Origin of the sequence: Lactobacillus sp. B4026 (genome assembly GCF_026535825.1) — a bacterium.
GTDB classification, from domain to species: Bacteria; Bacillota; Bacilli; order Lactobacillales; family Lactobacillaceae; genus Lactobacillus; species Lactobacillus panisapium.
This window is the reverse complement of record NZ_JAFNPD010000001.1, coordinates 62,058-85,636: the sequence shown is the minus strand read 5'-3', so window position 1 is coordinate 85,636 and position 23,579 is coordinate 62,058. Positions and strand designations below refer to the sequence as shown.

Sequence of the window (23,579 nt, the reverse complement as noted above, 5' to 3'; positions counted from 1 at the left end):
AAAATTGTTATTTGGTTGGCACCACTCTACAATAAACAATATAGGAGGGCTACTTTAATGGAAGAATCATTTACAAATTCATTTAAATTATCAGGTAAACAATGGTTAATTATTATCTTTTCCAACTTGCTTGCATATTGTTGTTTAATCATGCCCGGGATTCAAATACCAGACTTTTTAGCCTTTGATGAAAACCACCCTAGTATCGTGGCAGCTATTTTCCAACTAATTGTCGTTACTGTTTTTCTTGCTATCCAAATTATTGGTGCTCAAATCGCTACCAACAACAGGTGGCGGCAACTATTTCATTTCCCTCACGCTAAAGAATGGTTATTGATTGCTGCTTTCTTTATTGTTGCTTACGTAACTTCAGTAGTAACGGGAATAATTTCACAGAACATTTTTGGTTCCGTTTCAGGAAACGCTGCTGCTGGATTAACCCTAAAGTCTCCGCATGTCTGGACAATCTTCTTTTACCAGCGCTTTAGCAGTGCTATCCAAATTATGGGCGAGGAATTTTTAGCAATCATGCCCTTGCTAGCTCTTACGCAATTGGCAACTAGTCTGCATTTACCTGCCCCTATCTGGTGGGGTAACATTGGCTCAGCACTTGTATTTGCCCTACTTCATTTGTCTACATACGACTATAATCTGGGCTACGTCATTTTGGGGCTGGCTTTTACCCGCATCGTGTTAAACCTAGCATTTATCAAAACGCACAATATGTGGGTTAGTTTTCTGGTTCACTTCTTATTCGATACGCTTGCCTTTTTAGTTCTGTTATTAGCAACTAAGTAGGTCATTCTTTTATTATTAAACATTAACGTGCAAAAATGCTTCTCCTGATTGATCAAGAGAAGCATTTATTTTGGCTTAATAAAACAATTCATTGTAAACATGACAAGGTGCGGTTAATTTTTTTCCTGCTCTTTATTCTTATTATTCAAATGAAATTCACTATCAGCGGATGAATCAACTGTATAGGTCATTTCATCACCTCTAACCACGTAATGAGAAAACTCTAAAGGCTGTTCAAATTGGTTATAGACCGTTTTATTAACATCAAAGAGTGGCACAACTTTGTTCAGTTTTAAAATTTCTGTTTGTTTAGCATTGGGCAAAACTGTGCTAATCTCACGGTACGAATTGGTGGGAATTTCGTGGTACTTGCGCTCTAGGTAATCATAAAGCGAAGAATCGGCCTCAATTTTAACTAATAAATCTGGGAAGCGCTCAGCCGGCAACCACGCTTCATCAATTGCAATTGGAACATCCGCAATTTCGAAAAGGCGTTTGATATATACTAGATCTGCTTTTTCAGCCAGCAATAACTCTTTAGCTATTGCTGCATTTTTTAAAATTTCACGCTTTAAAATTTTGGGTTTGCTTGGTTGATCACGTGACCCAGCGAATTCTGAAAAGCCTTGAATCTGATCCAATTTACCTATCATCTTTTTAATATTGACGTAGGATCCCTTTCCTTGAACCGTCACAATCAGTCTCTCATCAGTTAGTAACTTCAGAGCCTTACGGACAGTTATTCGACTTACTTGATATTTTTTGCACAAAAATTGTTCACTTGGTAACTTCTGTCCAGACTGTAATTTATTTGCTTGAATTTGTTGTTTAATATCTAGGTAGATTTTCTTATAAAGCGGCATAACAGCTTCAATTGGTTTATCAGAACTCATTACTATACTCCTTTATTTTATTCAATCTTACTAAATAAAGAACAAAATCACAAACTCTAAGTTTAATTTAAACACCATTTTTAAGAGTTTTGGTTAAGAAAATTATCACTTTTAGTTGACAAGTGAGTAAGTACTTACTACAATACTGTCTATCAGTGAGTGAACATTCACTTATTAAAGGAGGAAATTATGGCTTATCTTATTAATTTAACTCATTTACAAAAATCCTATGGTAAGCAAACCGTTTTACATGATATTAACCTCAATGTCATGCCGAAAGAAATCGTTGGTCTAATCGGCCCTTCCGGAGCGGGAAAGTCAACTACGATTAAGACCATGCTTGGGATGGAAAAAGTCGACAGTGGAGAAACGCTTGTGTTAGGTACACAAATGCCTAACCGCCAGATTTTAAGTCAAATTGGCTATATGGCACAATCTGATGCCCTGTACGAAACTCTAAGCGCTAAAGAAAACCTTCAATTTTTTGGCAAGATGAAAGGCGTGTCGGGGACTGAATTGGAACAAGAAATTGCCTATACAGCAGATGTGGTTGAATTAACCGCTGATTTAAATAAACGAGTAGCCAATTATTCTGGCGGTATGAAGCGGCGGTTATCACTCGCTATCGCCCTTTTAGGCCAACCAGAATTACTAGTGCTTGATGAACCGACGGTCGGAATTGACCCATCGTTGCGCCGCAAAATTTGGCACGAACTTAAGTTAATCCGTGACCAAGGTCGAAGCGTGCTAATTACGACGCACGTAATGGACGAAGCAGAGCTGACTGATCGCGTGGCCCTACTTTTAAATGGTAAAATCATTGCTTTTGCGAAACCAAAGAAATTAGAAGAACAGTATCAGGTTGACTCAATTGAAGACGTCTTCTTAAAGGCAGAAAGTGAGGAAGCAGCAGAATGAGAACTTTAGCAATTACCAAAAAGGTTCTAATAGAATTATTCCGTGACAAAAGATCATTAGCGTTAATGTTTCTTGCACCAATTTTAGTAATGTGGCTGATGAACGTAATGTTTTCAGCTAACTCTAAATCCGAAGCAACAATTGCCACGGTAGATGTTAACCAGTCAATCACACGGAAATTAAGAAAAATTGATGGCATTGATACGGTTAAGTACCAGGATCAAAAAGTTGCTGCTAAAGAACTGAAAAGTCACAAGGTTGATGCCGTTATCTACTATCATGACAACAAATATGACGTTACGCATGCAAATACGGATTCTGGTAAAACAGTTCTGACTAAACAGGCACTAAACGCTGCATTGACTAAGGATAGTTTTCAAATTTTGACTTCTAAACTTAAAAAGACGCAAAAAATGCAAGCGAAACTTATGAAAGCTAATCCCTTACTTGCCAAAACATTACCTCGAGCACCTAAGAATAAAAAGACAAGTAATGTTAAAATTGTCAATCATTACCAATACGGCAATAAGGATACTGGCTTTTTTACCAAAATGGTCCCAATTTTACTAGGCTTCTTCGTTTTCCTATTTGTTTTTCTCATTTCAGGAATGGCTTTATTAAAAGAACGAACCAGTGGCACACTCGATCGCTTGCTGGCAACTCCGGTCAGACGAAGCGAGATTGTTTTTGGTTACATGTTTGGTTACGGCATAATTTCGATAGCTCAAGCTACCGTCATTGTTTTGGCAACCATTTGGCTATTAAAAATCGAAGTCGTCGGTAACATTTTCAATGTTATTTTAGTCAGCTTCCTACTTGCCCTCGTAGCTTTGGCTTTCGGTCTTTTGCTATCTACTTTGGCCGGGTCCGAATTTCAAATGATGCAGCTGATTCCAATTGTTATCGTTCCTCAAGTATTCTTTTCCGGAATAATTCCACTTGATACAATGGTCAATTGGGTTCAATATATCGGTAAAGTGCTACCATTAACCTACACGGGCGATGCCCTAACCAAAATTATGCTCTATGGTAAGGGGTTAAGCAGCATAACTGGTGATATTTTAGCTTTGCTCATTTTTCTGGTAATATTGGTATGCCTGAATGTAGTAGGTTTAAAGAGATATCGTAAAGTATAAAAACCACTTGGGAGATAAGATATGGTTAAAGTTTTGGCAAGTTATCAAGAAGAAATTGCAAACCAAGAGATTCCTTCTGGTAAAAAGAAAGTATTATTAGCGGGGCTGAAATTATTTTCAAAAAAAGGCTTCCATGCGACTACAACGGCAGAAATAGCTCACGAAGCTGGCGTCAGCGAAGGAACAATTTACAAATACTTTAAATCTAAGGATGATTTACTGGCCAAGTTATTAAGCCCGATGTTAACTGAAATTAAAGATAATTTCTTTGTGCAACTGGATGATTATCATGATTTAACAAAGTTAATCTCATTTTTAGTTGAGGATCGGATACAATTTTTACTAATTAATTTTGATTTTCTAAAATTATTTATCCAAGAATTATTAACGGACAATAAGATTATTGACCTGATTAAAACTGAGGTTACAGGTAAAAATGGAGTTTTCGCCTATTTTGACGATTTAAAAAAGCGTTTTGGTGAAATCAATTCTGACCTAACTTCAATTCAACTCTTACGAATTTTTATTAGTCCCATTTTTACGTATGTAGTTCAAGTTAAGGTATTTGGCATTAACTCTCAAGATAAAAATGCTGATTTAGCTTTAATCAAAAAACAAATTTACCTCGGATTAACTGCGTAACTTAAAAACCGCTGGCAAGATTGCCAACGGTTTTTATTATTGTTTTAAAGACCTTTTGTACTTACGTAACTTCTTTAATGCCCATTCATAATGGCTGGAAGTATTCGAAATAAAATAGGTTCCTAAAGTATTATTTCCGGTCCAAGAAAAAACATTCTTGGTAAATAGTTGATCATTAGAAAAAGTCGCAAGTAATTTCATTACCTGCTGGTGACTTTTAGCCAGTAATTCTTCAGCTTCTTTTAAACTGGTTTTCTGGTGTTTCTGCCATATTTGCTGATTCATTTCACCATAATTACGCCAATTATAGCCATCTGGTAAAAAGTCCTGTGTTTTTCCTGCCTGATTATTTTCAATCCATTCCAATAGCAGTTTTTGCCACTCGTATAAGTGAATCAGCACATCGCGGATATTGCGATCCCGCTTCCAATGTTCACCCTTTAATTTATCAGTTTCAAAAGCAAAGTTGCCAGTCTGTGCCTTCTCGGGTAAAGAATCAATGAGGTCAACTATTTTCTCGTAAGCAGTATTGCTTGCCTCAATCAAATCAGCTTTACTAGTTGGTCTAGCCATTATTTTTCTCCTATTAACATACAGAGCTGCATACCTAAGTTAATTAACTTTTTTACATAGCTTTCTGTAAATACTAAAAATACAGACTAAAGATACCAATAAAAAAACTTTTTTGCAAGCTGTTATTTATTAAAACTAAATCAGCAAAAGCTGCTTGAGAAAAATTATGACCACGAACCATCATCTAAAACCAGGTGACCATCACCTAAGTCTTTCATTGCCTTGTTAACATATTGATTACGAAAAGCGTGGTAATCAGACAATTGCTTTTTTTGTTCGGCAATTGGATCAGTAATTGGAATTGCAGTTAGTAAGCTCTTAGTATACGGATGAACGGGATTAGCAAAAATTGCTTCAGTTGGTCCCGTCTCAACGATATGACCGAGATGGATGACCCCAATGTGACTGGAAATGTGCTTGACCATTGCTAAATCATGGGCAATAAACAGCATTGCACTACCTGTTTTTTCTTGAACTTCTTGGAGCAGGTTAACTACTTGGGCTTGCACCGAAACGTCTAAAGCAGAGATTGCTTCATCAGCAATAATTAGTCTAGGATTCATAATCACTACGCGGGCAATTCCTACTCTTTGACGCTGACCACCAGATAACTCTTGGGGATAGCGGTTAACAAAGGAACTATCAAGGCCAACGACTTTCAGCATTTTAATCACGCGAGCCATTTTCTCGTCTTTACTTAATTCCGGATAATGAATATCTAAACCTAACTTGACGATGTCGCCCACTTTCTTACGCGGATTTAACGAAGACATAGGATCTTGAAAGATCATCTGCATGTCCTTGCGCAGCTTAGCTGTCCGTTTCTTATCCATACTGCCGCCAATTTGTTCGCCCTCAAACAGTACTTCACCAAAGGTGGGTTTATATAAGCGGATAATTGAGCGACCAATTGTTGTTTTACCACTACCTGATTCACCAACTAAGCCAAAAGTTTCGCCACTGGCAATATTAAAAGAAATATCATCAACAGCTTTAACGATCTTTTTCTTTCCAATTGGAAAGTATTGTTTTAAATGGTGTACTTCAAGAATATTATTCGCCATTGACTTCAGCTTCTTTCTTCATTTTTGCAATTCTTTTTTGGAGAATTGCGGGAACTTCAACTTTGGGTGCGCGCTTGTCAAGCAGCCAGGTGGCAGCATAATGATGATCATTAACCTTAAACATTGGTGGCTGCTTTTTAAAATCAATCTTTAACGCATATTTATTGCGCGGTGCAAAAGCATCCCCAACAATTGGTTGCGTCAGATCCGGAATTGTCCCCGCAATCGTCGGCAGTTTTTTAACATTTTCATTAACATCTGGTACCGACTCAAGTAATCCCCACGTATACGGATGTCGCGGATCAAAGAAAATATCTTCACTTGTGCCCGTTTCGACAATTTTGCCAGCATACATCACGTTAACGTTAGTGGCAATATTAGCTACAACGCCCAGATTGTGGGTAATGAAAATAACAGAAAGCTTGCGACTTTTCTGAATAGACTTGATCAAGTCAAGGATTTTTGCCTGGATTGTAACATCAAGTCCCGTCGTCGGCTCATCACAGATAAGTAAGCTGGGATTCCCAGATAAAGCAATTGCAATCACAATTCTCTGTCGCATTCCCCCGGAAAGTTGGTGTGGATACTGTTCCATGACAACCTTGGCATTTTGAATACCGACAGTTTCAATCAGTTCAATAACGCGCTTGTTAATTTGCTCCTTATTCATCTGCGGATTAGATGCTTTAATTGCCTCCGCAATCTGTTTAGCTATTTTCATAGTAGGATCAAGGGAAGTCATTGGATCCTGAAAAACCATTGCGATTTCTTTACCCTTAATTTGACTTTGCATTTCTTTCGGGCTTATTTTCAGTAAATCAATTGTCCGTTCCTGTCCTTTAGACTGGTAAGTAAAGTTGATTTCGCCAGCCTTAATAACTTGGTTAGCTTCTTTTTCACCCATAATGGTCTTGACGCTAGCAGATTTGCCACAGCCAGATTCACCAACAAGTGCTACCGTTTCACCCTTTTTAACCTGGTAATCAATTCCACGAACTGCTTGGACATCGCCATGCTCAGTGTGATATTCAACTTGTAAATTTTTTATTTCTAAAATTGTTTCAGACATGCCGCTTCACCTAGCTTCCTTCAATTGCATCACGCAAACCATCGGCAATAATATTGAAACTAAGCATAATTAAGGCGAGAAATAAAACTGGGAAAAAGACCATATAAGGATAAACAATGGCCTGAGTATAACCATCATTGATCATAGTCCCCAGCGATGCCAATGGCGCAGGAACTCCCAATCCAATAAATGCTAAAAATGCTTCAAGGAAAATTGCGTTAGGAATTGATAACATAAATGTCGTGATAATTTGCCCTAAGGTATTGGGTAAAATCTGGGAAAAAATAATTTTAAAGTTTGATTCTCCCATGGTTCTGGCGGATAAAACATATTCACGTGATTTTAATTCTAAAACTTGTGCCCGCACAATCCGGCTCATATTAATCCAGCCAACAATCATCATTGCGGTAATAATGCTGACTAGTCCCGGCTTCATTACCAGCACAAGGAGAGTAACAATAATAATCATCGGAATTGTACTCAGAATTTCGGTAATCCGCTGCATAAATAAATCGATTTTACCCCCAAAATAACCTGAAATCAGACCATAACTGGTTCCAATCACAAGGTCAATAACCATGGCTACGAGGGCAACTCGGAGCGAAACCGAAGTTCCAGCTGCTACTCTAACAAAAATGTCTCGTCCCAAATTATCTGTTCCAAACCAATGACCATTTGTCCCAGGGGCAAGATTAGATTGGTTGGGATATGGCGTGGTTGGCGAAAATTGACTAATATGCGGAGCTAAAAAAGCGATTAAAGCGATGATAACCAGCACGATAACACTAATTACTGCTCCTTTATTCCGTAAAAATCTATGCCAAATTAGCTGCCCATATGAATATGATTTGCCAGAATAATGATCTTCAACTTCTGGATTTTGGGCAAATTCAAAATCGGTGTCTTTAATTTCAGTCATTTTATTCACCCTCATCTAATCTAATTCGTGGATCAATTAGGCCGTAAAGGATATCCACTACTAGCATTATGCCAATGAACAAAACTGCGTAAAAGAAGGTAATTCCTAAAACAACGTTATAATCATTGGCTTGAATCGCACTGATATACAAAGTCCCTAATCCGGGAATCGCAAAGGCCTTTTCAATAACCATACTACCGGCAATCAAATCAATCATTAATGGCGCCAAAACTGTAATAACCGAAATTAATGTATTTCGAATCACGTGGTGCAAAATTAACTGGTACTTTTTAATTCCCTTTGAATCTGCCAATCGGTAGTAGTCAGAATCCATAATTGTAATCATGTCATTGCGGACATACCGTTCAATACTTGCCATGGTAAAAGTACTTAGGGCAATCGTTGGCAAAATGGTTGAAGCAAAAGGCTGTGTTTGTTGGTAAGTTCCAGGAAATACCATTAGCTTGTAGGAGAATAATAACGAAACAATCAAAGCGACAACAAAGTTAGGTAAACTTATTCCTAACACTGAAATCCCGGTCATTAAGTTATCCCAAATGCTGCCCTGCTTAATGGCTGCCAATACACCCATGAAAAAGCCCAAAATAGAACCCAAAACAGTAGCTTGCAAACCAATCTGCAATGAAATGGTAAAGTGTTGGAAAATCATTGTTGTGACAGGCGTATTTACCTGAACGGTATATGACACGCCAAAATCACCGGTGATCATATTTTTTAAATAATTAAAGAACTGAATTGGTATTGGTCCATCCAAGCCATATTTTCGGTACAAAGCCGCTACTTGAGCGTGCGACATCTTTTCATCATTAAACGGTGAACCTGGCATTGCTTTTTCCATTACAAATAAAATTAAGGTAATCAAGAACAGGGTCACAACTGCAATCAAAATTCTTTTTAATATATATTTTTTCAAGTTCATCCCTCCTTACTTCCTGTTAGAAACAAATAGGACCGAGACAAATGCTCAGCCCCATTTTTAATTCATTTTTTGCCAAATTATTTAATGGATACATACTTAAAGAAGTATGGTACACCCGCAATATGCATTGGCATATTCTTTATATCTGCTCGTTTCAGAACTGGAGCACCAGATTGGTATAGTGGCGGACAAGCAGCACTATCAATTAGAAGATCATTTGCCTTAAGCAAGGTTTGGAATCTCTTAGTTTGATTTGCCATACCGCCTGCTTGGTTAACTAACTTATCAAATGCTGGGTCAGACCATTTACCATAGTTGCTGGCATTGCCCGTTGTATACATACCTAAAACGGCGGTCGGATCAGCGTAATCAGGAGCCCAACGAGTAATTGCAACATCAAAAGTTGACTTAGCCATCTTATCTAATCTTGTTTTCTTCGCAACTTGCTGTAAGTTAACCTTCATTCCCGGAAGATTCTTTTCAACTTGCGCCTTGATATAAGCGGCAAGGTTGGAATAAACGGGATCACTGTCATCATAAAGCAGAGTGAATGAACGTAACTTAGTCTTACTTTTAGCCTTATTCCAGTATTTTTTCGCTTCACTAGGAGAGTATTGCGAAAAATTAGTGGTTGATTCATCCGCAAAGTCTTTACCAGTAGCTGGATCCTTTGCTAAGCCCTTCATAATCATTGAATGAACTGGCACAGAGCCATCCTTTAGGATATGAGTTGTGATTTCTTTGCGATCAATACTATAAGAGATTGCTTTTCTCACATCCGGATTATCAAATCCTGGCTTTTTCAGGTTGAACATTAAGTAGTGAATGAAGTTGCTTACTTCTTCTTGGAAGTTCTTGTCCTTGCGGTATTTCGAAACAAGCTGACCGCTTAAATGAACGTAATCGGCACTGCCATTTTCAAAGGCAATTGCTGCTTTTTCCGGATCCGTAATCACATCGATTTTAACTTCCTTGACCTTAACATTTTTGGCATCCCAGTACTTAGGGTTTTTCACTAATTGAACGGTATTATCGCCCAATTTCCAATTTGTTACCTTATACGGACCGGTAGCAAGCAAATGATCTGAATCCTGTGCATACTTTTTACCATTTTCATCGAAGTATTTTTGGTTAATCGGGGCAAAGGAACTAAAAGACAACAATTTGCTTAAAAATGGTACAGGATGTTCCAATTCAACTACTAAAGTCTTATCATTCTTAGCCTTAACACCAAGTGCACTAAGTGGCTTTTTCCCAGCAACAACTGCACTAGCATTTTTAATTCCTGATGCAATTATTTCAAAATTATAAGGAGAGCCTACCTTTGGACTAGCAAACCTGCGCCAGCTAAAGACAAAATCGTTTGCTTTAACCGGATCACCGTTAGACCACTTCGCATCCTTACGAATTGTGAAGGTCTTAGTTAGACCATTATTACTAGTCTCAACTTTTTCGGCCAATCCGAGTTGCGGTTTCTCATTTGCGTCAATCGTATACAATCCCTCGGTTGTGTTAGCCACTGTTAAACATGATGTGACTTGATAAGCAATTGTCGGATCAAGCGAATCGACCGGTACATTTTGCACAACGGTAATTTTATCCTGATTACTAGCTGTTGAATTTGACTTCTTTTGGCAGCCTGTTAGCAACATGCCAAAACAAGAGATGGCGGCGGTAGCAAGCACTGCTGCTTTTTTCATAAATATCACTCTTCCTTATCATTTTTTGGACGTCAGCTTTACTTGGTATTGCTAAACATATTGTAATTATTTGTTTGCTTCGTAAATTAGCTGGCTCCAACTTTTTAGGGTTTATATGATAAGATAATTGTAATTTTATAATATGTCAAGGCAATTTCTTAATAAAATTTAATATTAGTTAAAAATATCTTAATTAAATATTTTATTTTTAGCTAAACTTCTGTCTCATTTACTTTATTACTGCGTACTTAAAGAAGAATGGTACACCAGCAATGTGCATCGGTAAGTTCTTAATATTAGCTCTCTTTAAAACAGGAGCGCCAATTTGATACAGCGGTGGACACGAAGCACTGTCAATTAAGATATTGTTGGCCTTAAGCAAAAGTTGGTATCTCTTAGACTTGTCGGTAGTCTTATTTGCTTGTGCTAATAACTGATCAAACTCTGAATTAGACCACTTGCCGTAATTACTGTCGTTTTTTGATTGATACATGCTCAAAATAGCCGTTGGATCAGCATAGTCTGGCCCCCACCGTGTAAGCGTTACGTCATAGGTTTCTTTGGCCATTTTATCAAGACGAGTTTTCTTAGAAACTTGCTGCAAGTTAACTTTCATTCCTGGTAAATTCTTCTCGACTTGTGCTTTTACATAAGCAGCAACATTGGCGTAAGCAGGATCACTATCATCATAAAGTAAAGTGAACGATCTTAAATCAGTCTTGCTTTTAGCCTTGTTCCAATATTGTTTTGCGGCAGCTGGATCATAAGCAGATAAATTAGTGGTCGATTCATCCGCAAAATCTTTCCCGTTAGCAGGATTTTGGACTAAGTCCTTCATAACCATGGAGTGCGCTGGAATAGAACCGTCCTTTAAAATGTGCGAAGTAATTTCCTTACGGTTAATACTGGTAGAGATAGCTTTACGCAAGTTTTCATTATTTAGACCTGGCTTTTTCATGTTAAACATTAGGTACTGCGTAAAATTACCAACGTCATTAACAAAATTCTTATCCTTACGGTATTTGGCAACCAATTGGCCACTTAAATGAACATAATCTGCACTACCGTTTTCAAAGGCAATTGCTGCTTTTTCTGGATCGGCAATTACATCAATCTTAACGTTATTGACCTTCACATTTTTAGCATCCCAGTATTTATTATTCTTGACCAGTTGAATTGTATTATCACCCAATTTCCAATCCTTAAGCTTGTACGGTCCAGAAGAAATTAGGTGATTAGCATCTTGAGCAAACTTTTTACCGGTTTGGTCAAAGTACTTTTGATTAACCGGAGCAAAGTCACTGAAAGCCAACAACTTATTCATATACGGAACAACATGGTCTAGTTCGACAACTAATGTTTTCGATCCTTTTGCCTTAACTCCTAACGAACTAACCGGCTTTTTCCCAGCTACGATATCATCGGCATTTTTAATTCCGGCTGCACCAGGTTGAAAATTAAAAGCTGAAGCATTTTTAGGATTAGATAAACGGCGCCATGCAAAGACAAAGTCATTGGCAGTAATTGGCGTGCCGTTTGACCATTTGGCATCGTCACGAATTGTAAAAGTCTTGGTAAGACCATGATTACTTGTTTCAACTTTAGATGCCAAACCCAAGCGTGGCTTGTCATTAGCATCAATCGTGTACAGACCTTCGGTTGTATTTGCAACAACAATCGATGACGTATTTTGGTAAGCCAAGATTGGATCTAACGAATCAACGGGAGCATTTTGGACAATGGTAATTTTTGATTGGTTATTCGCATTTGAAGTAGCTTTATTTTGACAGCCCGTCAAGAGCATGCTGAAACACGCCGCTGCTGTAGCGATAATTGCGCCTTTTTTCATCTTTATCACTCTTTCCTAAAAAGATTTCTGATGACCAAAACCACCAGATAATTGGCAGGTCGCAGCTGCATTCTTGCTTGCCGCTTCTGCCGCTTCATGTAAATTATTTTTATTTAAGTAACTAACTAGGAATCCGGCGATAAAACTGTCACCGGCTCCCATTGTGTCAACAACCTTAATTGGTTGCGGTTCTTGATAATAAGATTCTTGTGAAGTTAGCAGAAAAGCCGGCTTGGCACCTCTGGTAATCACAATGACCTCAGGACCTAAAGTTAAGTACTTCTGAGCGAATTCTACGACTTCGCTATCAGACATCTCTTCGCCTGAAAAGAAAGCATAATCAACTTGTGGCAAGGTCTTTTTAAAGTAGTCCTTATCCCGAGAAATAGAAAAATCAAAGGAAACTTTAACTCGTTGATGTAATTCAGGTAAATATTCGTCAATTCCTGAATCAATCCCAGCGTGAACAACATCAAATTGATCAATTGTGGCAAAATCGGCTTGTGTGAGCCTTAGAGCCAATAAGTGCAGAGCTGAATTTTGTGGTCCTGCAACAAAAGTACGGTCGCCTTCGTCAGTGAGAATTACTCGTGGTTGAGCTGTGGGAGCGTATGCCTTACGACAATTAACCAGCTCAACTTTTTCTTGTTGAAGCGCTTTTTCAATGTGTTCAGCACGATCATCATCACCTAAAATGCCCAAATACGCAGAAGTTTCTGCCCCTGCTCTTTTAGCATCAACCGCGACATTAACACAATTACCTCCGGGAAAATAAACTCGCTGCTTAACATAAGTATCGGCAACGTTATCACCAATCGATATTATTTTCATGGGTCAAATTCCCTTAATAGTCTAAATGCCACATATAGCGACGTGATTCTAATGAATGTCCTCTTTCGTATGAAAAGCCTTCTGCCAACATTCGGAAAACAACCCCAGACAAGATTTGTGAATAGTACTCTTTAAATTCGTCATCAACTTCATGCATGTCGTATTTAGCATTATCAATCACGTAAACTTTATCACTATGCTTTTGGGCAAAATCTACTACGCGCGCGTCCATTTGTCTTGTCACGCCCATGCCCTCACAAATGATAAATGGAACATCGAAGTCAGTAATTTCAAATGGTCCGTGGAAATATTCTGCAGAATTAATGTAGCTACTGTTTATCCACTGCATTTCTTGCAGCCAACATGCAGCAAACGAATAAGTTTCTCCGGCATTAATTCCGGAACCAACGGCATAAATCAACTTCTCCCGCTTCAACTCACTAGTCCATTTCTTAGCCGTTTCACCAAACTGTTGCCGCGTTCTTTCAGCCATCTTTTCTAAGTCATCAAGTGCAGCTATTGCTTTGGCGTATTTTGCATCACCAGTGATTGCTTTTAAAAAGCTAAAAATAAAACCATACAAGACGCCTGTGTTTAAATCCGCAGCATCCGTTCCTTTGCCCCAGCTGTAGTGCAAAGTATAATCAGAATTTTTTTCTAAAGCTGAATCAGGGGTAAAGGCAATGCCAATTGTTAAAGCACCTTTTTTCTTAGCAAATTTGGCAGCTTCATTGGTTTCGGGCGTACTACCAGAATGTGAACAAGTCACAACGATACTATGCTCATTTAAAGCATGAGGATTGCGACTGGTAAATTCGCGTGCTGGTAAAATAGTTGCCGGAATATCACATTCTCTGTTAATGATATATTCTGCGGGTTGCATGAAAGCCATGGAACCACCACAGGCGGCAAAATAAATATGATTAATGCCTGCAACCTTTTGACAAGCTGCAACTGCATCTTTTATTTCTTGCTGATATTCTTTTTTCATTTTTTACCTCTCATCTTTTGCTGTTATATGATGTTATATAATAAGATAAGTTGAATGAGTTTCGATGTCAAGCATTTTTTAAAGATATTTTAATAACAGTGAATGATAAAACATGCCGATGCTAAAGGTGTTATTGGTCATCTTAGTAGTTATGAAAAGGATTACAACAAAAAAAGATTTCACAAAATGTGAAATCTTTTTAAGTTAATTAATTTTATTTTCAGCTTAAGTCAAATGCTTTCCGATTACGTTACCAATGATTGACAGGGTAAAGCAGACGATAAAGTAAAGTACTGCTAAAGCCGCAAACATCGGTAGAATATAGTTGGCATTTTGACCATAAATAACTTGTGCATGTTGCATCATTTCTGGCACCACAATGATTGTGGCAAGTGATGTGTCCTTAATCAGTGAAACAAACTGACTAATAATTGTTGGTACCATGTTTTTATAAGCTTGTGGTAAAACAACGTGCCAGAGTGCTTGAACAAAGGACATTCCAGTCGATCTAGCACCTTCCATTTGACCACTTGAGACTGATTGAATCCCTGACCTAACAATTTCTGCTAGCATACTTGATTCAAAAACTGTCATCGCAATAATGGCAGCAGGAATTGTTTCCGGTCTGAAGCCAAAATTGGGCAATCCAAAGTAGGTAAAGAAGATGATTAAAAGCAAGGGTACATTACGGATAATATCGATAATGAAACCGACAATCTTTGAAACGTACTTAATTTTCGAATATCTAATAATACCCAGAATTGACCCAAAGATGAAACTCAAAATAACCGAAATTACTGAAATATAAATCGTTACCCAGAGGCCCATCAATAAAAAGCGCATGTTTAGCCACGAAAAGGCGTTAATCCAATTTTGCATTTCACTGTCCCTCCCCTTAGGCTAATTTCTTCTCTAAATGCTGCATGTAGTAACTAAGCGGCAACGTGATAATTAAATATAAAACTCCAACTACTAGATAGCTGTTGATAGTATCAAAAGTTGTTGAAGCAATTGAGTTTGCTTGGTACATCAAATCAAATCCAGCCACAAATGCCAGAACCGACGAATTTTTAACCAAGTTAACAAACTGATTTCCTAATGGTGGAATTACAATTTTAAATGCTTGCGGCAAAATAATATAACGCATTGCCTGCCAGTAAGTCATACCGGTAGAACGTGCACCCTCCATCTGTCCGCCAGAGACAGATTGAATTCCTGAACGAATAGTTTCAGCAATAAATGCGGAAGTGTAAAGCGTTAAGCCAATTGTTCCCGCTGTAAAACCATTAATCTTAACCACGTACATTGGAATAACCAAATAAAAGAACATGGTAATAACTAATAGCGGAATATTACGTAAAATTTCAACATACGCACGTCCAATAACGCGTGCTACTTTACTCGGAACTACTTCCATAATTGCAAAAATTGTTCCAATTATTAAACTGAAAAACAACGCAATCACACTGGAAAATACGGTCCAGCCTAATCCAACGAGCAGTTGGCCACTAAATTTTGTAAAAATGTTAATCATCGGCGATACAGCTCCTTATAATTAAATCCTGGAACGTCGCCGAACCACTTTTTAATCAAGCGATTGTATTCACCACTATGCTGCATTTCAAGAACTGCCTTATCAACAGCCTTAGTGAATCCGGTTTGTCCCTTATCAACTGCAACACCATAAGGTTCAACAGTAAACGTACCACCTCGAACTTCATATCCTGGGTTTTGAACTGCCAAACCAAACAAAATACCATTATCAGTTGTCAAAGCGTCACCCTGACCTGATTTCAATGCGTTCATTGCCTGAGCATAATCTTGCAGTTCGATTACTTTCGCTTTCGGCGCAGCCTTTTTAATGTTATCAACTGAATTAGAACCGACTACCCCGATAACGGTCTTACCATTTAAATCCTTAGTGCTTCTTATTTTTGAACTCTTGGGAACAAGTAGTGATTGCCCAGCATCAAAGTAAGACTTCGAAAATGAAATTACTTTTTTCCGCTCAGGCGTAATCGACATCGTCGCAATCACCGCATCAATATTGCCATTTTTTAATAGCGGAACTCTCGATTGTGAAGTGGTTGTAACAAATTCAGCACGTCCCTTCGGACCGAGAATATGCTTAGTGATAGCCTTAGCCATATCAACGTCAAAGCCTTTTTGTTGACCATCGCGGACATCAATCAAGCCAAATAATCTAACATCACCCTTTACACCCCAGGTGATCGTATTCGACTGCTTGACATTATCTAAAACAGATTGATCGCTCAAACTTTTGCCACAGCCGGTCAACATCAAGATACACGCTAATAAAGGAAACAGCCAAAACTTTTTTTTCATAATTGGCCTCCTTAGTGAGAGATAATTTTACTCAAAAATTGTTGTGCTCGAACCGTCTTAGGTTGTTTGAAAAAGCTTGTAGTATCATCGTCTTCAACAATTTGACCTTTATCCATAAAGATAACCCGGTTAGCAACTTCTTTAGCAAAACCCATCTCATGAGTAACGATCAGGGAAGTCATTCCGCTCTCATTAGTTACCTTTTTAATAACTTGTAGAACGTCATCGATCATTTCAGGATCAAGTGCACTTGTTGGTTCATCATATAAAATAAGTTTAGGCTTCATTGCTAGTGTTCGCGCAATTGCAACACGTTGCTTTTGACCACCAGAAATTTGTGATGGCATATTGTGTGCCCACTTTTCCAGACCGACCATTTCAAGCAATTCCATTGCTTGTTTTTTGTTCTCTTCTTCTGGAATGTGACTGACAATCCGTGGAGCTAACATAATATTTTCAAGAACATCTTTATTTTTGTATAAGTTAAAATGCTGGAAAACCATGCCAACATCTCTACGTAAAATATTTAAGTTAGTCTTGGGATCAGATAAATCGTGTCCGTTTACGATCAATTTACCTTCTTGAATTGATTCTAGGCCGTTTACGGTTCGAACTAAAGTACTCTTACCTGAGCCAGAAGGCCCAATTAGAACCACCGTTTCTCCTTCATCAATCTCTAAATTAATGTCGTGCAGTGCATGAAAATGGCCATAATATTTTTGCACGTCATGGAACTCTATCATCGACATTGTCATCGCCCCTTTCATAGTCATTGCAATAAAAATATATAAGTCATTGACTCTATTTTACTATAGCCGTTAAGATTTTTAAAAGTTAAGCACTATTTTTAATGAAAATTTATACAAAACTGTAATATAAATCTTACTAAACTTAAAGAGAATATATAGTTTATATTGACAATAATCGCTTGCTTTTATGCTTAATTCTTTTTGCTAATCAAAAACGACTTGCTCAATATTATACACTTCCGGTAAAAATGTAAAAACTCTGTTAGCACTTTCAAAACTAAAAGCGTTAGTTTAAACTAGCATGAAAGGAGAAAAAAGATGGATAAAGCAAATAATTATCAGATGTTACTTAAGCAGGCTCAGAGTTTGCTTAAAGACGAACACGACCTAATTGCCAATATGAGTAATCTTAGTGCCCTGCTCTACAATAATTTACCTGATGTCAGTTATGCCGGTTTTTACCGTTACCAAAATGACGAATTGTTGTTAGGACCATTCCAGGGGCCAATTGCCTGTATGCATATTGCGCTAGGTAAAGGTGTTTGCGGAACAGCGGCTGCTAGCCATGAAATTCAAATAGTTCCTGATGTGCATCAATTTTCAGGACATATTGCCTGTGATTCAGCCACCAATTCAGAAATTGTCTTGCCGATTATGCAGGACCAGAAGCTAATTGCGGTTTTAGACCTTGATAGTAAAAAGTTCAATCGTTTCGACAAAACCGATGCCACTTATTTAGCCCAAATAGGCGCTTGTATCATCAATTAACAATTATTAAAAGCAATAAAAAAGCTGATCATCTACTTGAAGTGACCGCCATTTTTTCAATAAAATTGCGGAAACACAAATCAAAACAGATTGATCAGCTTTTTTATTTTAAACGTTGAAAATTACTTTTGCCCTGCTTGGCGCTGGCAGAATTTAACAATTTCAACAATGATAATCATGCAAATACCAGCTGCAAGAACAATGAGCCATTGTAAACCATTTAATTCCGTAACATCAAAGAATTTCGTCATAAATGGCAATTCAACAGCAGCCATTACCACCGCCGAAATAACAATTGCCCAGTTAAACCACTTATTACTAAAAGTATGTTTAGAAAAGATTGACTGGTGAATATATTTTGAATTAAAGGCATGGAACAGTTGAATTAGTCCCAGGGTCAAAAACGCCATCGTTAACGCATCTGCATGTTGCAAATTGGCATTATCCATATGCGGGCCAAAGTTTAACCCTAACTGGTAAGTTGTCAAAACTAGCAGTCCTTCCAGAATTCCCTGGTAAACAATCGAACTAGAAACGCCGCCACTAAAGAAGTTGGATTTTCGTCCACGCGGTGCCCGTTTCATTATGCCTTGTTCGACTGGCTCAAGGCCAAGAGCAATCGCTGGTAATGTATCGGTAACTAAGTTAATCCAAAGCAGCTGTACGGGTGCCAGAATATCCCAACCAAGCATTGTCATCATGAAGACGGTCAAGACCTCACCAACATTACAGCTCATTAGGTATAGAATTGCTTTTTGAATATTGCTGAAAACTTTACGACCTTGCTTAACGGCTTCGACGATTGTGGCAAAATTATCGTCAGCCAAAATCATGTCACTAGCACCTTTTGAAACTTCAGTTCCAGTGATTCCCATGCCAATACCAATATCAGCCTGTTTTAAACTCGGCGCATCATTAACACCATCGCCAGTCATAGCTACGATTTTGCCACGAGCTTGCCAAGCTTTAACAATACGAACCTTATGCTCAGGTGATACACGGGCATAAACACTGTAGTCTGGAACATGTTCTTGCAAGTAGTCATCACTGATTTCATCAAGTTGTGCACCTGTTACAACTCGTTCATCTTGGCCTGGCTTCAAGATTCCTAAACGCTCAGCAATTGCTTGAGCAGTAACTTGGAAGTCACCGGTAATCATTACCGTTCTGATTCCAGCTTCGTGGGCTTCAACGATTGCCTTCTTTGCTTCCGGACGTTCAGGGTCAATCATTCCAACTAAGCCAGCAAAAACTAGATCCTGTTCAACATTATCCGTTGTTGGCTCATCATATAACTGGTCAATATTTTTATAGGCTAATCCTAAGACACGCAAAGCATTTTTGGCCATTTTCTGGTTAGCTTCTAAAATTGCTTCTTTCTGCTGCGCTGAAATTGCAGTGATCTGACCGTTCTGCTCAATTTTGGTTACCCGTTTGAGCAATTGATCAGGAGCACCCTTTACAGCAACAAAGTATTGCGCACCGTCTCGATTAACCGTACTCATTAACTTCCGCTCTGAATCAAACGGAACTTCCTGCAGTCGTTGATAATCGGTTAACATTTGGTGAACCGGAATCTTTTGATCTAGCGCATATTGAATAAGGGCTGTTTCAGTTGGATCACCGAGCAAACGATCATTATCATCTAATTTAGAATCATTTGCTAAGACCATTGCCATCAATGCTGGAGTATTAGCAGCAATTGGCTGGGCAGCTTTGTGATCCTGATTATCATAGTAAACTTGCTCAACTGTCATTTTATTTTGAGTTAAAGTTCCCGTTTTATCAGAACAAATAATATCAGTAGCGCCCAGTGTTTCAACTGCTGGCAATTTACGCACAATTGAATTGTGTTTAGCCATTACTTGGGTTCCTAGAGCCAAAATAATGGTTACAATTGCGGGCAAGCCTTCAGGAATGGCCGCAACCGCAAGTGAAACAGCAACTAAGAACATATCGATTGCTAATTTTTGTGTTGGTTCGGTTCCTTGCTTGGTGAAAAAGCCGACCACAAAGACAACTGCGCAAATGATTAAAATCATGATTGTCAGCGTCTTACCCAATTGATTAAGGTTACGCTTCAATGGCGTATCTGTTTCATCGGTATTGTTAAGCATTGTGGCAATCTTACCGACTTCGGTGTTCATCCCAATTTGGGTGACAATTCCTTCTCCACGACCATAAGTAACATTGGTGTTGGCAAAAGCCATGTTGTCTAGATCAGCAAGGGCCACCTTATCTTCAGCAATTATTCCATTTTCTTTATCAACTGGAACAGATTCACCGGTTAAAGCCGACTCTTCAATCTTTAAGCTTTTAGTGACCGTTAAGCGTAAATCCGCTGGAACAACATCACCAGCTTCAAGCAAGACAATATCACCTTGCACTAGCTGCGTACTTGGGATTTCAACTACTTGCCCATTACGCCGCACATGCGCATTAGGTGTAGCCATTTTCTTTAAGGCATTAATGGCCTCTTCCGAACGAGCTTCTTGGAACACGCCCAAGACTGCATTCAAAATCACAACAATCATAATAATTGCTGCGTCTGTCCATTCTTGTGCAACAAAACCAGATAGTAATGCTGCTACAATCAAAACGATAATCATAAAGTCCTTAAACTGGGCGATGAATCGTTGAAACAGGCTCGTTTTCTTCTTACTTGCCAAACTATTCGGACCGTCTTTTTCTTGCAATTGCTTTACTTGTTCTGGGCTCAAACCCAGTTTGCAAGTTGTTGACAGTTCTTTTTCAACACTTTCTACTGACTGATTATAAAAACTCTGGGGCATTTTGACCTCCTAAATAATAAAAAAGAGACTTATATGCTTCTCCACACACAAGTCTCACTAATTAAGATAAGTCCAGAAGTATCTCTTCGGTTGTTGGGCTTATCGCAGGTATTGCTGTTACTCCCTTATGATGATTTTATTATAAATAAAATTGGCATTTTTAACAAGGTCAATGCAATTTAAAATGAATAAAACAGTCCGGCTAACGCACCATTAATGATGCTGACCGCTGTTGCAACGAGGAATAAGCGCAATGCATGGCTAGCAATTGCTTCACCGTGTTCTTCATCAACCATTGTATGCATAATTCCCAAAGTTGTTCCCAAGTTAGGTAAATTGGCAAAGGAAATTAAAAAGACACTCACAATTGCCTGGGTTTTAAGCGGAACAGTATTCATATTAATCTGGTTAATTGCCACAAAAATATTAGTAAAAGCTTTTGTAGCCAATACTGTACCTGCACTGACCATTGATTGAGGATCTATTCCCATCAGAAAAGCAACAGGGGCACAAATGTAACCAATCAAGGCCGTCAAGGTTTTACCACAAGCAGACTTAAAAATAATATTGACAAAAGTAATTAGTGATACAAAACCAATAATCGAAATTGAAATGTTGATTGCCAGTTTAAAGCCGAGATTCATACTATCAATCAGGCGCGTAATCAGCGATTTCTTATTAGTACTTTTGGTTGTTATTTCATAATTTACCTGTGAAATATCATATGGTGCAACAATCTTGGCAACGATAATTGAAGTAAATAAGTTAAGTACCAATGCAACAATGATAAATTCGGACTTAATAATATGCATGTATGATGCAATCATTGTTACCGTTGTATTCGACAAAGTATAAATTGATAGAGTAAATAACTGGTTCGGGGCCATGTCTTTCATTTGATCTTTAAATGGAACAAAAACCCCATTACTTACAAAAGGATAGCTTAAAATTGTAAATGCATTAATTTCATCGATGTGAAAAAGCTTTTTCAGTACTTTACCTACATATTTAATAATAAAAGGCAAAATACGCAAGTATTGCAGTAACTCAATCAAAGCACAAATAAAAATTAACGGCAAAAGCACATCAAGAAAGAACTGTGAAGCCGCTTGTGGATTTTTCAAATCACCAAAAACGAAATTTACCCCTTTGCTACTCGAAGCACTAATAATATTGAGACTGCCAGATAGTCCGTTAATAATCCAGTTGCCGATAGTTGTTTTTAAAATTAAAAACAAAAAGACAAGTTCTGTAATAAACAAATACAAAATTGATTTATAGTCAATTTGTTTGCGATCAAAACTAACCCAATAAAGTAGTGCCAACACTAAAATTATTCCAATTACTCCCATTATGCTCTCCTTATGCGTGTTGCTTTAAATAGTAAGAATATTCATCAAAGATATTGTCAACGAACTGGTCTGTTAACCGGTACTCTGGTATCTCATATGAATTGGTTAAAACCGTAAAGTCGCATGCACCAGCAGGATAATCTTCGACTTTAATGGCCCAGTCCTGCTTAGTAAAAGCCTGGTACTCACTTTGAGTTAAATGGTAAATTCTTACACCGTATGGAATAGTAAAAGAATCGATTACTTCTTTTCTACTTTGTCCCTTCAAACTCATAAAGATTCCTAAATGTCTGCGGGCAAACTTTTCTTGTAGAAATTCCGTTAAATGACTGAGGTCCAGCTTTTCTTGCAGCCAAGCTTGATAATCTTCTTCCGGATAAAAATCACCAGATTGTGCTCGCAGAGTACTAGTTTTGATAATCTCTTCATCACGAGACACAAGCTTATCTTGATCATCAAAGCTAAAAGTTAAATGACCGTAATAATTACCTTGATAACCACCTTGAACGACTAACGTCTGCTTAATTTTCCCTTGATTAACGCGGTGCTGGTGGCCACAACTAAAGCCGTCAATTCCAGGCGTTTGTGAAACCAACTTAAAGGTCTCGTCTTCTCCCGTAGCGTAGTTTATTTCGTTATGAGTAGCTAAATCACGCTCAATTCCGCCGTGGTAGCCGACTAAAACAAGATCTACTTTATCCCGTAACGCTGCAACTTGCTTTTGCAACTCTGGTAGTGCATCCTTGACGATTACCCCACTAGTAACATCGAAGTCGCTAATCATCGACATTCTGCTTGTTAAAAGGCCAATAACCCCGATTTTAATTCCTGCTACCTCTTTAATGGCATAAGGTGGAAAAATAAGTTCATTTTGCTCGGAAAAAACATTGCAACAAACATACGCAGCAGCCAAATTTTCAACTTGCTTTTTTAAATAGGTAATGCCATGGTCAAAATCATGGTTGCCCGGCACCATAACATCAAAGCCCACGCGATTGGCATATTTTACCAAAGGCGAAACTTCATATTGATCACAAAAATAAGTTGTTAACGGGTTGCCAACAAAAAAATCGCCGCTATCCATTAACAGGCTATTGGGATATTTATCTTTTAAGCCCTGTAATGCTAATGCGGGCTGCGGCTTATCATTTGCAATAAACCCGTGAAGATCCGTTGTAGTTAAAACATTAATTTGCTTAGTCATTTTCTTTCCTTTACTCATTAGTTAGCAATTTATACTATCAATTGA

General features: G+C 38.1%; 22 protein-coding genes. 5 read left to right on the top strand and 17 right to left on the bottom strand.

Annotation, left to right across the window (positions count from 1 at the left end; all coding sequences use genetic code 11):
* Positions 1 to 57: 57 nt before the first annotated feature.
* Positions 58 to 798 (top strand): CPBP family intramembrane glutamic endopeptidase, encoded by a 741-nt coding sequence (locus J3U69_RS00560; RefSeq protein ID WP_103752004.1) that lies wholly within the window; start codon positions 58 to 60, stop codon positions 796 to 798.
* A 113-nt stretch (positions 799 to 911) separates the two neighbouring features.
* On the opposite strand, the gene J3U69_RS00555 is transcribed toward J3U69_RS00560, so the two are convergent.
* On the bottom strand, positions 912 to 1,691 hold the full coding sequence (locus tag J3U69_RS00555) for a GntR family transcriptional regulator (protein WP_103752003.1): 780 nt from the start codon (positions 1,689 to 1,691) through the stop codon (positions 912 to 914).
* A gap of 189 nt (positions 1,692 to 1,880) precedes the next feature.
* On the opposite strand from J3U69_RS00555, the gene J3U69_RS00550 reads away from it, so the two are divergent.
* The 3 genes from J3U69_RS00550 to J3U69_RS00540 are packed head-to-tail and all read left to right on the top strand — an operon-like array spanning position 1,881 to position 4,387.
* Entirely contained in the window at positions 1,881 to 2,609 is a 729-nt protein-coding gene (locus tag J3U69_RS00550; RefSeq protein WP_267412694.1) for an ABC transporter ATP-binding protein, read from the top strand.
* Positions 2,606 to 3,745 carry an ABC transporter permease gene (locus J3U69_RS00545; RefSeq protein ID WP_267412693.1) on the top strand — a complete coding sequence of 380 codons (1,140 nt, stop codon included), beginning with the start codon at positions 2,606 to 2,608 and terminating at the stop codon, positions 3,743 to 3,745. Before J3U69_RS00550 ends, J3U69_RS00545 begins: the two co-directional genes overlap by 4 nt.
* A gap of 21 nt (positions 3,746 to 3,766) precedes the next feature.
* Entirely contained in the window at positions 3,767 to 4,387 is a 621-nt protein-coding gene (locus J3U69_RS00540) for a TetR/AcrR family transcriptional regulator (RefSeq protein WP_103752000.1), read from the top strand.
* 36 nt (positions 4,388 to 4,423) lie between these two features.
* Here J3U69_RS00540 and J3U69_RS00535 read toward each other — a convergent pair whose 3' ends face one another.
* The 13 genes from J3U69_RS00535 to J3U69_RS00475 form a co-directional block, all read right to left on the bottom strand.
* Entirely contained in the window at positions 4,424 to 4,960 is a 537-nt protein-coding gene (locus tag J3U69_RS00535; RefSeq protein WP_267412692.1) for a ClbS/DfsB family four-helix bundle protein, read from the bottom strand.
* Positions 4,961 to 5,124: 164 nt separating this feature from the next.
* Positions 5,125 to 6,024 (bottom strand): ATP-binding cassette domain-containing protein, encoded by a 900-nt coding sequence (locus J3U69_RS00530; protein WP_267412691.1) that lies wholly within the window; start codon positions 6,022 to 6,024, stop codon positions 5,125 to 5,127.
* Positions 6,014 to 7,093 carry an ABC transporter ATP-binding protein gene (locus J3U69_RS00525; protein ID WP_267412690.1) on the bottom strand — a complete coding sequence of 360 codons (1,080 nt, stop codon included), beginning with the start codon at positions 7,091 to 7,093 and terminating at the stop codon, positions 6,014 to 6,016. Before J3U69_RS00525 ends, J3U69_RS00530 begins: the two co-directional genes overlap by 11 nt.
* Positions 7,094 to 7,103: 10 nt before the next feature.
* Positions 7,104 to 8,012, bottom strand: a complete 909-nt coding sequence (locus J3U69_RS00520) for an ABC transporter permease (RefSeq protein WP_164715361.1) — start codon at positions 8,010 to 8,012, stop codon at positions 7,104 to 7,106.
* A 1-nt stretch (position 8,013) separates the two neighbouring features.
* Complete coding sequence (locus J3U69_RS00515) at positions 8,014 to 8,946, bottom strand: ABC transporter permease (protein ID WP_103751995.1); 933 nt, start codon at positions 8,944 to 8,946, stop codon at positions 8,014 to 8,016.
* Positions 8,947 to 9,029: 83 nt separating this feature from the next.
* Complete coding sequence (locus J3U69_RS00510; RefSeq protein ID WP_103751994.1) at positions 9,030 to 10,652, bottom strand: peptide ABC transporter substrate-binding protein; 1,623 nt, start codon at positions 10,650 to 10,652, stop codon at positions 9,030 to 9,032.
* 229 nt (positions 10,653 to 10,881) lie between these two features.
* Positions 10,882 to 12,501 (bottom strand): peptide ABC transporter substrate-binding protein, encoded by a 1,620-nt coding sequence (locus J3U69_RS00505; protein ID WP_267385761.1) that lies wholly within the window; start codon positions 12,499 to 12,501, stop codon positions 10,882 to 10,884.
* 15 nt (positions 12,502 to 12,516) lie between these two features.
* On the bottom strand, positions 12,517 to 13,332 hold the full coding sequence (locus J3U69_RS00500) for a PfkB family carbohydrate kinase (RefSeq protein ID WP_267412688.1): 816 nt from the start codon (positions 13,330 to 13,332) through the stop codon (positions 12,517 to 12,519).
* 13 nt (positions 13,333 to 13,345) lie between these two features.
* Complete coding sequence (locus J3U69_RS00495) at positions 13,346 to 14,323, bottom strand: SIS domain-containing protein (RefSeq protein WP_220232850.1); 978 nt, start codon at positions 14,321 to 14,323, stop codon at positions 13,346 to 13,348.
* A gap of 225 nt (positions 14,324 to 14,548) precedes the next feature.
* Complete coding sequence (locus J3U69_RS00490) at positions 14,549 to 15,202, bottom strand: amino acid ABC transporter permease (protein ID WP_220232849.1); 654 nt, start codon at positions 15,200 to 15,202, stop codon at positions 14,549 to 14,551.
* Between the two features lie 16 nt (positions 15,203 to 15,218).
* Positions 15,219 to 15,857, bottom strand: coding sequence for an amino acid ABC transporter permease (locus J3U69_RS00485; protein WP_103751989.1), 639 nt, complete (start codon positions 15,855 to 15,857; stop codon positions 15,219 to 15,221).
* Positions 15,854 to 16,669 (bottom strand): transporter substrate-binding domain-containing protein, encoded by an 816-nt coding sequence (locus J3U69_RS00480; protein WP_103751988.1) that lies wholly within the window; start codon positions 16,667 to 16,669, stop codon positions 15,854 to 15,856. The genes J3U69_RS00485 and J3U69_RS00480 overlap by 4 nt, the downstream gene beginning before the upstream one ends.
* A gap of 11 nt (positions 16,670 to 16,680) precedes the next feature.
* Positions 16,681 to 17,418: an amino acid ABC transporter ATP-binding protein gene (locus J3U69_RS00475; RefSeq protein WP_103751987.1), complete on the bottom strand. Its 738-nt coding sequence runs from the start codon at positions 17,416 to 17,418 to the stop codon at positions 16,681 to 16,683.
* Between the two features lie 318 nt (positions 17,419 to 17,736).
* Here J3U69_RS00475 and J3U69_RS00470 point away from each other — a divergent pair, with 318 nt between their 5' ends.
* Positions 17,737 to 18,186: a GAF domain-containing protein gene (locus J3U69_RS00470; RefSeq protein WP_103751986.1), complete on the top strand. Its 450-nt coding sequence runs from the start codon at positions 17,737 to 17,739 to the stop codon at positions 18,184 to 18,186.
* Positions 18,187 to 18,308: 122 nt separating this feature from the next.
* Here J3U69_RS00470 and J3U69_RS00465 read toward each other — a convergent pair whose 3' ends face one another.
* From J3U69_RS00465 to J3U69_RS00455, 3 genes are all read right to left on the bottom strand, one after another.
* Complete coding sequence (locus J3U69_RS00465; protein ID WP_267412687.1) at positions 18,309 to 20,978, bottom strand: calcium-translocating P-type ATPase, PMCA-type; 2,670 nt, start codon at positions 20,976 to 20,978, stop codon at positions 18,309 to 18,311.
* Between the two features lie 179 nt (positions 20,979 to 21,157).
* On the bottom strand, positions 21,158 to 22,330 hold the full coding sequence (locus J3U69_RS00460) for a nucleoside transporter C-terminal domain-containing protein (RefSeq protein ID WP_267412686.1): 1,173 nt from the start codon (positions 22,328 to 22,330) through the stop codon (positions 21,158 to 21,160).
* A gap of 10 nt (positions 22,331 to 22,340) precedes the next feature.
* The gene (locus J3U69_RS00455) at positions 22,341 to 23,534 is read right to left on the bottom strand and encodes a bifunctional metallophosphatase/5'-nucleotidase (RefSeq protein WP_267412685.1); all 1,194 of its coding nucleotides are present in this window, start codon (positions 23,532 to 23,534) and stop codon (positions 22,341 to 22,343) included.
* Between the last annotated feature and the right edge of the window lie 45 nt (positions 23,535 to 23,579).

Excerpts from the sequence above, each read along its gene's own strand:
- J3U69_RS00495 (WP_220232850.1), bottom strand. The coding sequence starts at position 14,323 with ATGAAAAAAGAATATCAGCAAGAAATAAAAGATGCAGTTGCAGCTTGT.
- J3U69_RS00540 (WP_103752000.1), top strand. The coding sequence starts at position 3,767 with ATGGTTAAAGTTTTGGCAAGTTATCAAGAAGAAATTGCAAACCAAGAG.
- J3U69_RS00555 (WP_103752003.1), bottom strand. The coding sequence starts at position 1,691 with ATGAGTTCTGATAAACCAATTGAAGCTGTTATGCCGCTTTATAAGAAA.
- J3U69_RS00475 (WP_103751987.1), bottom strand. The coding sequence starts at position 17,418 with ATGTCGATGATAGAGTTCCATGACGTGCAAAAATATTATGGCCATTTT.
- J3U69_RS00500 (WP_267412688.1), bottom strand. The coding sequence starts at position 13,332 with ATGAAAATAATATCGATTGGTGATAACGTTGCCGATACTTATGTTAAG.
- J3U69_RS00545 (WP_267412693.1), top strand. The coding sequence starts at position 2,606 with ATGAGAACTTTAGCAATTACCAAAAAGGTTCTAATAGAATTATTCCGT.
- J3U69_RS00550 (WP_267412694.1), top strand. The coding sequence starts at position 1,881 with ATGGCTTATCTTATTAATTTAACTCATTTACAAAAATCCTATGGTAAG.
- J3U69_RS00490 (WP_220232849.1), bottom strand. The coding sequence starts at position 15,202 with ATGCAAAATTGGATTAACGCCTTTTCGTGGCTAAACATGCGCTTTTTA.
- J3U69_RS00535 (WP_267412692.1), bottom strand. The coding sequence starts at position 4,960 with ATGGCTAGACCAACTAGTAAAGCTGATTTGATTGAGGCAAGCAATACT.
- J3U69_RS00480 (WP_103751988.1), bottom strand. The coding sequence starts at position 16,669 with ATGAAAAAAAAGTTTTGGCTGTTTCCTTTATTAGCGTGTATCTTGATG.
- J3U69_RS00510 (WP_103751994.1), bottom strand. The coding sequence starts at position 10,652 with ATGAAAAAAGCAGCAGTGCTTGCTACCGCCGCCATCTCTTGTTTTGGC.
- J3U69_RS00530 (WP_267412691.1), bottom strand. The coding sequence starts at position 6,024 with ATGGCGAATAATATTCTTGAAGTACACCATTTAAAACAATACTTTCCA.
- J3U69_RS00465 (WP_267412687.1), bottom strand. The coding sequence starts at position 20,978 with ATGCCCCAGAGTTTTTATAATCAGTCAGTAGAAAGTGTTGAAAAAGAA.
- J3U69_RS00520 (WP_164715361.1), bottom strand. The coding sequence starts at position 8,012 with ATGACTGAAATTAAAGACACCGATTTTGAATTTGCCCAAAATCCAGAA.
- J3U69_RS00505 (WP_267385761.1), bottom strand. The coding sequence starts at position 12,501 with ATGAAAAAAGGCGCAATTATCGCTACAGCAGCGGCGTGTTTCAGCATG.
- J3U69_RS00560 (WP_103752004.1), top strand. The coding sequence starts at position 58 with ATGGAAGAATCATTTACAAATTCATTTAAATTATCAGGTAAACAATGG.
- J3U69_RS00460 (WP_267412686.1), bottom strand. The coding sequence starts at position 22,330 with ATGGGAGTAATTGGAATAATTTTAGTGTTGGCACTACTTTATTGGGTT.
- J3U69_RS00455 (WP_267412685.1), bottom strand. The coding sequence starts at position 23,534 with ATGACTAAGCAAATTAATGTTTTAACTACAACGGATCTTCACGGGTTT.
- J3U69_RS00470 (WP_103751986.1), top strand. The coding sequence starts at position 17,737 with ATGGATAAAGCAAATAATTATCAGATGTTACTTAAGCAGGCTCAGAGT.
- J3U69_RS00525 (WP_267412690.1), bottom strand. The coding sequence starts at position 7,093 with ATGTCTGAAACAATTTTAGAAATAAAAAATTTACAAGTTGAATATCAC.
- J3U69_RS00485 (WP_103751989.1), bottom strand. The coding sequence starts at position 15,857 with ATGATTAACATTTTTACAAAATTTAGTGGCCAACTGCTCGTTGGATTA.